Below are 11,679 nucleotides of genomic sequence, written 5' to 3' on the forward strand. Positions count from 1 at the left end.
ATGACGTTTTGGGGTAATGATTGGGAGATTGACATTCGCGCAGGCGGCAACAGGTATCGTGCTGTCAAGCACTATCGTAGGCAATAGGGTTTTAGCCAGAGCGCAAAGCGGCTGGAAGATGAATGTCTGTCAGGAAGAATAGACGCTATTGAGATGCCTTCGCCGATGCTGTACCCCTGAAATAGGCGCTTAGACTAGCCTTATTTAGCGGTTTTGCCCAATAGGACCAGTAAATTGCCCAGTTGTCGTGCGGTCCGGATCAGGTTTTGGCGAGTGTTGCCGAAAGCTGTAGCCAGGTCAGTAGGGCCATTGCCGATCGCCAGAAGCAGATCGAAATACTGGCTTAGCTTATCGTTATGTTCGAGCGGTATTTTCCCGGCCAGCCCAAATACGGGCAGCTTTTGCGCTTTGGCCCGGTAAGCAACGCCGTATGGCCCTTTGCCGTGCAGGGTTTGTTCATCGATACTTCCTTCACCCGTAATGACCAGATCGGCTTTAGCGACGGCTTCGTCGAAACCCGTAAAATCCAGAAAGAAATCGATGCCAGTGATGAGTTTAGCATTCAGAAAGGTATGTAGACCAGCCGCTACGCCCCCGGCCGCGCCCCCGTGCCGAATCGTAGCCATATCGATACCCGTTTGCCGACGAGCGATCTGAGCCAGAGTGCTCAGACTGGCATCCAGTTTTTTCACTCCCTCAGGCGTCGCGCCTTTTTGCGGACCAAAAACGGCGGCCGACCCATCAGCCCCTAACAGGGTGTTTTCAACGTCGCAAAGAATGCTGATGTCGCAGGCTAAAATCCGCGGATCAAGTCCTGAAGTATCGATACGGCTAAGGCTGGTTAGGCTCTCGGGCGCCGTTAGCTCGGTTCCATCGGCATCTAAAAACCGGATACCGAGCGCACGCAGAATGCCCGTGCCTCCATCGACCGTAGCCGAACCGCCAATGGCCAGCACGAGTTTCCTGATCCGCTCATCCAGCGCCCGTTTGATCAGCTCACCGGTGCCGAACGAGGTGGCCCGCAGTGGATCGAGTTCCGCTGGCTTCACCAGCTGAATTCCTGAAGCACTCGCCATCTCAATAATGGCCGTTTGTCCTCCGTTGACCAGACCAAACGACGACCTGATTTTGCGGCCGAACGGATCACCGACATCCAGCGATACGAGCGAGCCGTTGTGCTTTTCGATCATCAGTTCAGCCGTGCCGTCGCCACCATCGCCCACCGGAAAACAGGTGCAAAGGCTATTCAGCAGGCTTTGTTGCAGCCCCTCCTGAATGGCTAATGCAACCTCCGTTGCGTTGAGACTATGTTTAAAGGCATTCGGGGCAATGAGGATGCGTGTCGGATTCATACGGCTAGAAAAGCAAATGTCATCGAGCCCAAAATCGATCCGCCGATTATTGAGCCCGATGAAGCGAGCCTGAATAATGTAAATTATGGAGAAGTATAGTTTATCATTCCGACGTCAGGAGCAATCTTAAAACCTGTCAATTCCTAAGATTGCTCCTGACGTCGGAATGATAAATCAGGTAAAGTATTGCCTAAGCTGCGCCTGTCCGTAAGTCACGTTAATTAGTGACAACATTCACCGGATTCCCACGGATGAATGCCGTCAGATTGGCTATGGTTATGGCCATCAGTCGGGCGCGCGCTTCTTTGGTAGCCCAGGCAAGGTGGGGCGTAATCAGGCAGTTTTTGGCCGTAAACAACGGGTTGTCGGCGGCCGGCGGTTCCGTCGATAATACGTCGATACCCGCTCCGGCAATACGTCCGTTGTTCAGCGCATCCGCCAGATCCTGCTCCACGATAATGGGGCCACGGGCCGTGTTGAGCAGAAAAGCGGTAGATTTCATTCGCGCCAGGTTTTCCCGATTGATCAGTCCTTTAGTTTCCGGTACCAACGGCGTGTGAATGCTGACCACGTCAGACTGTTCCAGCAATTCGGGGATGTCGGCCCAGCGGAAATTCGGCCGGTGCGATTGATCCGTCCGGTGCCGTTTGGAGCCGATCAGGTTCATGCCAAAGGCGGTGGCAATGTCGCCAACTTTTTCGCCAATGCTGCCAAAGCCGATGATGCCCATGGTTTTACCCGCCAGCTCGATCAGCGGATAATCCCAGAAACACCAATCCTGCGAACTGGCCCAGCGACCCTGCCTGACCGCATCGCTGTGGCGTTGTACGTGCTGCGTCAGTTCGAGCAGTAACGCAAAGGTCAGCTGCACCACCGACGCGGTGCCATAACCCGGTACGTTGCAGACCACAATGCCTTTTTTCTTCGCCACAGCGGTATCGACAATGTTATAACCAGTGGCTAATACACCGATGAATTTTAGGGCTGGTAGTTGCTCCAGGGTTTGTTCGCCCAGGGGTACTTTATTGGTGAAAATGATTTCGGCATCCTTCGCCCGGTCCAGAATCTGATCGGCGGGCGTACGGTCATAGACCGTCAGATCACCCAATTTCTCCAGTTCTTCCCAGGAGAGGTCGCCCGGGTTGAGTGTGTAGCCATCCAATACGACAATCTTCATTAGTTCTTTCTGCGATTATGAGTTCAGTCCGTTGCCGTTGAGCCGTAGCGCAGCTCATCGGCAACGTAAGCAATGGTTTTTTTGTGATCCTGTCGGTAACTCCGCGCCGTCTGTTGCCGACAGGATCACAAAATCAATGCTGACAATCGGTCAGACCCGCGCCCAGGCTGCGTTCAGGGTGCGTTTTGCGTTGGCAATTACGACATCGGGGTCTTCATCACCAAAGGGCTTGACCTCAAAACTGACGATCGGCGGATTTTCGGGATTCAGGTAGCCGATGTCGAGCAGTACTTTCAGGTAATGGGCTACTTCGGGCACGTCGTTTTCGCCGTTGGGAAAGCCGAAGCGTGGGTGTACATCCCCGTAGGCGGGTAGGTCCGGGCTTTTCACCACGCAGTTGCCGATGTGCGCGTGGGTAATGTAGTCCTTCAGCGGTAGCAGCGACTCTTCGATGGTTTCGTGGATGAGCGGAATGTGGCTCAGGTCGACCATCAGCCCGAAATGATCGTGGGTTTTGCGAACTTCCTGCACGTAGCGCAGGGCCAGATCGGCTGGTCCGATGAGCGATTTTTTATCGACGTCGTAATCGAACACTTCCAGCGATACCTTCATGTCGCCCTTCCTTTTTGCGTAAGCGCAGATTTCACGGGTAGAATCGACCAGCCGCTCGAAGGCTTCTTCTTTGCGGGCTTCGTCGTATTGACCGCTCAGAAACGAAAAACCGGTAGCCTGCATTTCGTAGGCTTCGTCGATACCTTCTTTTACATTGGCCAGTGCCCGTTGCCGGGCGCTTTCGTCGGTATCGTTCAGGTTGAGCCCCGTGGTCAGGAGCCGGGGCTGGGCCGCATAAGCCACAATCATGTGCGACGAAGTAAGCAGGCTTTTTACCTGTCGTCGGACGGCCGGATCTTTGACCGTCGTGATCTCGATAGCCGTGAAATAATCGTCGATAACAACTTTTTTGATGGTTTCCAGCACGGGGCCTTCGCCTTTCATGGTCTCAGGAAAAGCCATGAAATGGACCAGCCCCACTTTCATGTACTTACAAAGTGGCGCGTTCATGTGCATTCAGGATGTATACGTCAATTGACTAAATCGGGGGTTTGAGCTTTTTTTCGGGCACCGATCAGCACGGCAGACGCAATGATGGCGAGCAGGAGGCCGAGCCCCAGAAGATACATGTAGCCTCTCGACGGATCGGGTGTAGCGGCTGCCGCTTTCGTGCCCAGCATCTCGTAGGCCGGAATGATCCATTTGACCACATAGGCCTGCGCCAGCACGATCAGACAAATGACAAACAGCATAATGAAACTGTGTTTGACCGTGAAGCGGAACAGTTCCGACTCTTTACCCACCAGATTGCCGGCGGCCGCGGCCACTGCGATCGACTGCGGAGAAATCATCTTCCCGACGACCCCGCCCGAAATATTGGCCCCGACCGTCACCACCGGATCGACCCCGATCGACTGGGCGGTAGCATACTGAAGTTTGCTGAACAAGGCATTGGCCGACGTATCCGAACCGGTAATGAACACGCCCAGCCAACCCAGTACGGGCGCGAAAAAGGGAAACAGCAGGCCCGTATTCGCCAGCACGTCGGCCAGGGTTAGGGTGATGCCTGAATCGTTCAGGATATACGCGAAACTGAGTACGGCGGCAATGGTCAGGATAGGGAACTTCAACTGATTCAGGGTAGCACCAAACACCTGCGCGCCTTCGCCGTAGCTCAACCCGACCAGCGGAATAGCAACGAGCGAGGCAATCAGAATGGCCGTGCCAGCCGCCGATAGGTAATTCAGCTTAAAGACTTTGGCGAGTAATGTGCCATCTTCCGACTGAATGGCGTTGTGCAGACCCGGAAAGTTAAACTGCGTCATACCCACCGAGTTCAGGGCGTCTTTGATCGGCTGCATCCCCCAGGCAATCACCATGATGGTCAGTACGATAAACGGTGCCCAGGCTCGCAGCAACTGCGGATTGGTGTAGTTCAGATCGGTATGAACCGTGGCGGCCGGTTCGTTGGCAAAACGCCAGACCGTCTGGGGTTTCCAGATCCGAAGAAAGATCATCAGGCATACGATAGACCCCAGCCCGGCAATCACATCGGGTAACGACGGCCCCAGAAAGTTGGACGAGAAGTATTGCAGAAACGCGAAGGAAATTCCCGACACCAGCACAGCCGGCCATACTTCCCGGGCTTTATTGAAACCGGCGATGATGGTTACCAGATAGAAAGGCAGGAGCACCGACAACAGCGGCAGGGTTCGGCCCACCATCTGAGAAATGGGGAGTTCGGGGATGCCCGATACCTGCGAAGCCACCGTGATCGGAATGCCGATGGAGCCAAACGCTACCGGAGCCGTATTGGCAATCAGACAGATGCCCGACGCATAGAGCGGGTTGAAGCCCAGCCCCACCAGCATGGCTGCCGTGATGGCCACCGGTGCGCCGAAACCCGCCGTGCCTTCCAGAAACGAGCCGAAGGAGAAAGCGATGAGCAGCGCCTGCAGGCGTCGGTCGGAAGTGATCGAGGCCATGAAATGCTTGATAATCTCGAACTGGCCGCTTCGGACGGTGATGTTGAAGAGAAAGACTGCCATAACAACCAGCCAGCAGATGGGAAACAACCCATAGAGCGCGCCATGAGCCGCCGAGAGCAGGGCCAGTTTGACGGGCATACCGTACACAAAAACGGCAATGAGCATGGCCAGCCCCGTAGCGATCAGGCTGGCCTGGTAGCCTTTCATCTTCCGGATGATCAGCGCCCAGAAGATGAACAGGATCGGAATGGCGGCAACCAGCACGGATAAAAGGATACTATTAAACGGATCGATAACTTGTTTCCAGGTCATACGTTGTGTTCAGTTAATGAATTGGGTTTCGACATGAGCTGCCCACCGACGCACGGCCGTTTCGGGAAGCGGTTCGGTCAGGCCAGGTCCAGCGCTACGATCTCATGATCGAGAATCTTCGGCACGGCAACGGTTACTTTGCCGCCTTTCAACTCGAATTTCGGTTTCTGGTCGCTCATGAGCAACCTAACGGCCGTCACTTTTGCCCCCGCCGGAACCGCAACGGTCACCTGCGCTTCCACCGGAATGAGTTCGCGGAACGGTCCTTTCATCATCATCGGGTTGGTCAGATTCACCAGGTGAACCGTCATCGAGTTGGCCTGCCGCCAGACGTTGACATCGATTATGCCTGGTCCGGTTACGGTCGCCACGGGTTCTTCGTTGAGCGCCCAGTCGACCACATTACTCAGCAACTGACCATGGTCGGTGCCCAGCATCTGCCAGAACGAGCGGTCCAGATCGCCGGGAATGTAGGCCACCCGCCCTTTGCCGACCTGCCGCAGGTACAGTTCACGCGTATCGGTTTCGGCCACGCGTGGGTAAACGTCTTCCATGGGCAGATCCGGGTAGGTCGGAATGAGCGTTATCGGACTGGGAAACGTCGTCGTCGGTTTCACGTTGACTTTGTAAATGGCGTTGATGATCCGGGGGGTATCCTCCAGGCCTTTCAGGATCAGCTGCGTCTGGCTGTCTTTTGCGTTCGGGCGTAGCTGCAGGTAGCTGTTCCGCATCGGTCCCTCCACTTTCTGGTCGTATGAAACCCCGAACAGGCTCGCCAGCCCGAAATCTGGTCGTTGTTTGCCTTCTTCGTCATAAAGCGAGGTTTCGAAGGTGGCTACCAGGCTCCCGCCATTAGCCACAAAGGCCTGGAGCTGCTGGCATTGCGTATCCGACAGGGCGGCAATATTAGGCAGGATCAGCAACCTGAACCGTTTCAGATCGTCGGGCGAGAGCAGCCGGTCGTTCACCATATCGAACGGAATCCGGTTTTCGACCAGGTTGTGGTACATGCCGTCGAGGTGGTCGCTGCTTTTCTGTTGCCACGGTTTTCCACCGTAGTTACGGTCGGTCTGTTCGGAGTAGACGATGCCTACCCGAGCCAGCGGGGCCGTGTTGCGCAGGTATTTTTCGTTTTTGTAGTAGCCCTCGTAGAGTTTGGCGACGGATTCCATCCAGCGTTTGTCGTAGATATCTCCCCCAAATTTGACAAAGCAGGGACGCATGCCGTTGGCAGTCCCTTCGGCCACCCAAATCCGGATTTCGGCGTCGCTCTGCACTGAATCTTTCCAGCGGAATTCTTCTTCGATACCGACGCTGAAAATACCGATCAGGGGTTTCTGCCCCAGCGTAGACCGTAGTTCTTTAGCGCCTTTCCCATTGGACCAGGGTGGAATGAGCCCCCGGCGCGCCTGCTGGTCGGCGAAGAAAAGGTCGGCTTCCCGGCCGGTCATGACCTTATCGGGAAACCCATTCGGGATGAAGCGGGCGGTGGGTTTCTGTTTGCGAATGCCCGCGTCCCAACTCATCCACACGTCGCGCAGTCGCTTCATGCGCCAGTCGGTCCATTTGCGGTAGGTCAGGTCGAGTTTGTCGGCTTTCTGGGGGAGTTCGAGCCCCGAATAGGCTTTGAAATTCGTTTTGCAGTGTTCGCAGTAGCAGATGTCGTGCCCGTGCCAGCGGTTCGAGAAAATGCCCTCCGGCTGGAATTTCTCCATAATTTCCTGATTCACCTGCGTCATGAAATCGAAGCTGTATGGCCCCAGTGCACAGGTGACCCATAGCTCCGGGTTGGCCCAGTGCCGACGCTTCTGCCCATCGGCGGTGACGGCGATCCAGTCGGGATGAGCGTCGTAAACGTTCTGCCGGACGGCGTGGGGATCGGTCCGGAGCATAATCTTCATGCCTTGTTTCCGGCAACCCTCGACCAGATACCCCAGTGTATCGGAATTGCCCATAAAATCGCTGCGGTGATGGAGCGGAATTTTGGTCGGATAAAAGGCTACGATACCCCCTGCGCTGAGCAACGCCCCGTCGGCATGAACGCGCTTGAAATAAGCCAGCCAGAAATCGGGGTCATAATGGCCCGGGTCACGCTCGACAAAGGCCAGCTGTGCCCACCGCATGGGGCCGTCGAGCCATAAGGGTTCGGTAGGAGCCACGCTGTTCGTCGCTGAACTGGCCAGTACCGACGCGCCCGAAAAGGCATAAGCGCTCCCGATAAGACCACTGGTTTTGATAAAATCTCTTCGTTCCATAAAATACGTGTGCAGCTCGGTCCACGCCGGGTTACTGGGTTAGGAGGAAAATGGTCGCGGTTGGCTCTAAAACCCCACTATCTCCGGCCTTTTGTCCGTAGACGTATCGGACAAAAGGCCGGAAAGGGGCGAAAGAAACGGTCGGCAGGACCAGGCTTGTAGGATGCTCCGCTGATTTTTAAAGATTACGCGCTTTCAACTGTCCGACCGCGTAATTGGCGGCCCGGGCCGTCAGGGCCATGTACGTCAGCGACGGGTTTACGTTCGAGGCCGACGCCATCGCGGAGCCATCTGTCACGAACACGTTTTTGCAGGTATGCACCTGATTGAACTTGTTCAGTACCGAAGTTTTCGGATCTCGGCCCATGCGGGCCGTACCCATTTCGTGGATACCCAGGCCCATGTGCGCCACGGGGTTGTCGTAGGCTACGACGTTCCTGAAGCCCGCGGCTTCGAGCATTTCGGCCCCGTCGTTCATGATATCCTTGCGCATCGCCAGTTCGTTTTCGCCAAAATCGGCGTCGAAAACTACCTGCGGCAGGCCCCATTTATCGGTCTGATCTTCGCTCAGGTAAAAGCGGTTTTTGGGGTCGGGTAATACTTCGCCGAAGCCGCTGAGGTTGATCTTCCAGGGACCGGGCTGAGTCATCTTTTTCTTGAAATCGGCTCCGAAACCCGCTTCGGTAGCGCCCCGCGACCAGTCGGCCCGGGTAGCTCCACCCTGGTAACCGAAGCCCCGGAGGTAGCTGCGTTTGTCGGTGCCCCAGTTCCGGAACCGCGGAATGTACAGGCTGCCCGGCCGGGCACCAAAGAAATAATCGTCTTCGAACCCGTCGATATCGGCCCGTGCGCCAATGGCCAGGTGATGGTCCATCAGGTTGCGGCCCAGCTGGTCGCTGTCGTTGCCGAGTCCGTTCGGAAAACGGGCCGACTTCGAGTTCATCAGAATAGAGGTCGATGCGATGGTGCCGGCATTCAGAAAGATGACTTTAGCGAAGAACTCCCGCACCTCCATCGTATTCTGGTCGATAACCCGCACACCTTTGGCCTTCTGCGCTTTGTCGTCCAGGATAATCTCCTTCACGATGGCGTTGTGCACCACCGTCAGGCGGTTGGTCTGGCGGGCGGCCGGAAGCGTAGCAGCCAGCGAACTGAAGTAAGCGCCAAACGGACATCCGCGTGAACACCGATTGCGGAACTGGCAGCTCGCCCGCCCGACGGCCGTATGCCACGGTTGCGGCTTGGTCAGGTGCGCCACTCGCCCGATTGTAATGGGCCGGTTCAGTTTCTGCGCAACCGACTTTTTCAGGTGCAGCTCGGGGGCGGTCATGGCCATGGGCGGCAGAAAATGGCTGTCTGGCAAAACGGCGAGCCCTTCGGGATTTCCGCTGATGCCTACGAACTTTTCAACATAGCTATACCAGGGTTCGAGGTCTTCGTAGCGAACGGGCCAGTCGACGCCGAGTCCCTGTTTGGCGTTTGCCAGAAAATCTTCCTTATTCCAGCGGTAAGTATGTTTGCCCCACAGCAGCGATTTCCCGCCCGTATGGTACGCACGAATCCAGTTGAAAGGCCGTTGCTGAATGTACGGATGCGCCTTGTCGTTGGCGTACAGGTACTGCGACCCCTCCTTGGCTGAGAAATACATGGTCGCGTAATGCTCTTCGGCGGCCACGACGGAAATTTTTCCCCGGTGTTCGAACTCCCAGGGATCTTTGAAGGCTGTTTTGTAGTCTTCGACGTGTTTGAGTTCGTAACCCCGTTCGAGCATGAGTACCTTCAGCCCTTTTTCGGTAAGTTCTTTGGCGGCCCAGCCCCCGGTCATGCCCGAGCCTACCACGATGGCGTCGTAGGTCTGGGCGGTGTCTGCCTTTATATTCAGGTTCATCGGTTTACTGCTTGGTTAGGTACAGTTAATGGCGAATGGCGCTGGTCAGGCCTGATTGCCGTACATGAAATCTTTTTGGCCCGGTTTGATTTTAATGGCTTCGAACCGCCCCGGAATGGGTTGGTAATCGAACGAGGCTTTAACGCCCGGCTCCGAGGTGAAATAGCCCAGCAGCGTCTGCTCCTTGATCATTTGCCAGAACGACAGGTCGCTGCTCAGCAACGCCTTTGTTTCGATTTGTTGCAGCAGTTGCGTTTGCTGATCGGCTGGCAGGTTCAGAAACCCCTTCCGCTCCAGATCGCCAACGCCGGTCAGAAACAGATCCTGCGCCGGTTTTTTGTAACAATCGCGGAGCATCAGGTCGATGAAGTCAGGCACACCGACGTCGAGCGCTCCAGGCGAATCCACGCCGGGCGAATCCACGCCGGACGTGTCGGTTCGGGGGATGATCAGGTCGGCGATGCGGGCCACAATCTCGCGCTGCGTTTCGGTCAGTATCGAGCCGGTCGGGCCGCTGCCCACTGGACTTTTTCTGAGCTGTTGCCAGCGACTCATGGCCTGTAGGGTCGGTGCGGAGAGGACTCCCCCCAGCATCCAGGCTGTTTGCGCTACGGCTTCCCGTCTGTTCATTCGGTTCGTGGTTAAGTTTGCTTTCGGATACGTTACGACAAAAGGCTCCGCTAGTCGGTTAATACCCGGGATTCTGCCGGATTTTATCTTTGTTGATATCGATCTGACTCTGCGGAATCGGGAAGATCAGGTTATTGTCGGTCAGGACGTTAACCAGCCGGATCTGATCTTTCTTGCTGTTCATCACCGCAACGGCCCGTCCTGTCCGGACGAGATCGTACCAGCGCTGGCCCTCGAAGGCGAATTCGGAGCGTCGTTCCTGCTCCATCGCGAGCCGGAAGGCCTGCTGATCGGGAATGTCGGTAGCGGTTTTGGCTTTTAGGCCGGCCCGGGTCCGAATCTGGTTCAGGTAGGTCAGCGCTTCGCCCGTGGGCTGGTAGCCTACTTCATTCAGGCTTTCGGCGTAAAGCAGCAGCACATCGGCGTACCGAATGACCGGAATGTTGTTGCCATTGTCGTTATTGACGACGGGCGTGTCGAAATACTTCTTCACGTAGTTGACCTGTACGGTCTGCCCGCCGGCGTTGACGTATGAGGTTGCCAGCGAGACGTCTTTGCGGACATCGCCCGCTTCGTACGATTTGATCAGGTCGTCGGTGGGCTGGTTGTTGCCGCCCCCGCTGAAGTTGATTACCGCATTGCCTGAGTTTTGGGGCGCAAACGAGTTGGGCCAGGCATTTCCTTCGCCCGATCCGCCCGACTTGTACTGCACATCGAAGACCGACTCTTTATTATTTTTATTGCTCACCTTGAAGACATCCGCGTAGTTGGGCAGTAGGGCGTAAGTATTCAGGTCGATAACTTCTTTCAGCTTCGCCACGGCCTGTGGGTATTTCTTTTCGGTCAGGTACACTTTCCCGAGCAGCGCTTTGGCGGCTCCTTTCGTGGCCCGGCCAATATCGGTGCCGGTATACGAAACCGGCAGAGCACCGTCGGCGTCGGTCAGGTCTTTCTCGATCTGCGCGTACACCTCCGCTTTGGGGTTGCGCGTGTAGGTATATCCTTCGTCGGGATCGTTGATCGCTTTGGTCACCAGTGGCACATCTCCGTAGGTCTGCACCAGGGTAAAGTACACCAGCGCCCGAAGGAACTTCACTTCGCCCACGTACCGGTTCTTCAGCGTGCCGTCTATCTGAATGCTGCCGATCTTATCCAGAATTGTGTTGAAGCGCGCAATGGCCGAGTAGCAGTCGTTCCAGCGACCATTGATATACGGGTTGGTGGTTTTGATGTAGAACCGGTCGAATTCGTCCTGGTCGGTGATCGAACCCGACGCCACCGGCAGGGTGTTGTCCGATGCAATTTCGCCGAAGACGTAGCTGTTTCCGGCAATACCGTCGGCCTGGAGGGCGGCATAGCTACCGCTTACGGCATTGCGGATGTCGTCGCCGGTTTTGTAGAAATTGTCTGTCGTAGCGTTCGAAATCGGGTTCAGGTCCAGGAATTTCTGGCTGCACGAACTGATGGTCAGGCTGATCAGCAGGCTTAGTACGGGTGTATATCGTTTCATGTTGGAGGAGCTTGG

The 11,679-nt window shown here is 55.9% G+C and carries 8 protein-coding genes; all 8 read right to left on the reverse strand.

The features are described from left to right. Positions 1 to 200 precede the first annotated feature (200 nt). Positions 201 to 1,352, reverse strand: a complete 1,152-nt coding sequence (locus ACYVC2_RS16680) for a glycerate kinase (protein ID WP_461103705.1) — start codon at positions 1,350 to 1,352, stop codon at positions 201 to 203. Between the two features lie 217 nt (positions 1,353 to 1,569). Beyond that, complete coding sequence (locus ACYVC2_RS16685) at positions 1,570 to 2,529, reverse strand: D-2-hydroxyacid dehydrogenase (protein WP_461103707.1); 960 nt, start codon at positions 2,527 to 2,529, stop codon at positions 1,570 to 1,572. Positions 2,530 to 2,679: 150 nt separating this feature from the next. Then, positions 2,680 to 3,591 carry a sugar phosphate isomerase/epimerase family protein gene (locus ACYVC2_RS16690; RefSeq protein ID WP_461103709.1) on the reverse strand — a complete coding sequence of 304 codons (912 nt, stop codon included), beginning with the start codon at positions 3,589 to 3,591 and terminating at the stop codon, positions 2,680 to 2,682. 20 nt (positions 3,592 to 3,611) lie between these two features. Further along, a complete protein-coding gene (locus ACYVC2_RS16695; protein WP_461103711.1) occupies positions 3,612 to 5,381 on the reverse strand; it encodes an L-lactate permease in 1,770 nt (589 codons plus the stop codon). Positions 5,382 to 5,458: 77 nt separating this feature from the next. Further along, positions 5,459 to 7,636 carry an alpha-amylase family protein gene (locus ACYVC2_RS16700; protein WP_461103713.1) on the reverse strand — a complete coding sequence of 726 codons (2,178 nt, stop codon included), beginning with the start codon at positions 7,634 to 7,636 and terminating at the stop codon, positions 5,459 to 5,461. A gap of 178 nt (positions 7,637 to 7,814) precedes the next feature. Then, on the reverse strand, positions 7,815 to 9,524 hold the full coding sequence (locus ACYVC2_RS16705; RefSeq protein WP_461103715.1) for a GMC oxidoreductase: 1,710 nt from the start codon (positions 9,522 to 9,524) through the stop codon (positions 7,815 to 7,817). A 45-nt stretch (positions 9,525 to 9,569) separates the two neighbouring features. Then, on the reverse strand, positions 9,570 to 10,154 hold the full coding sequence (locus ACYVC2_RS16710) for a gluconate 2-dehydrogenase subunit 3 family protein (RefSeq protein WP_461103717.1): 585 nt from the start codon (positions 10,152 to 10,154) through the stop codon (positions 9,570 to 9,572). A gap of 58 nt (positions 10,155 to 10,212) precedes the next feature. After that, entirely contained in the window at positions 10,213 to 11,664 is a 1,452-nt protein-coding gene (locus ACYVC2_RS16715) for a RagB/SusD family nutrient uptake outer membrane protein (protein WP_461103719.1), read from the reverse strand. Positions 11,665 to 11,679: the final 15 nt, after the last annotated feature.

The sequence above is a fragment of the Spirosoma koreense genome (genome assembly GCF_054777875.1).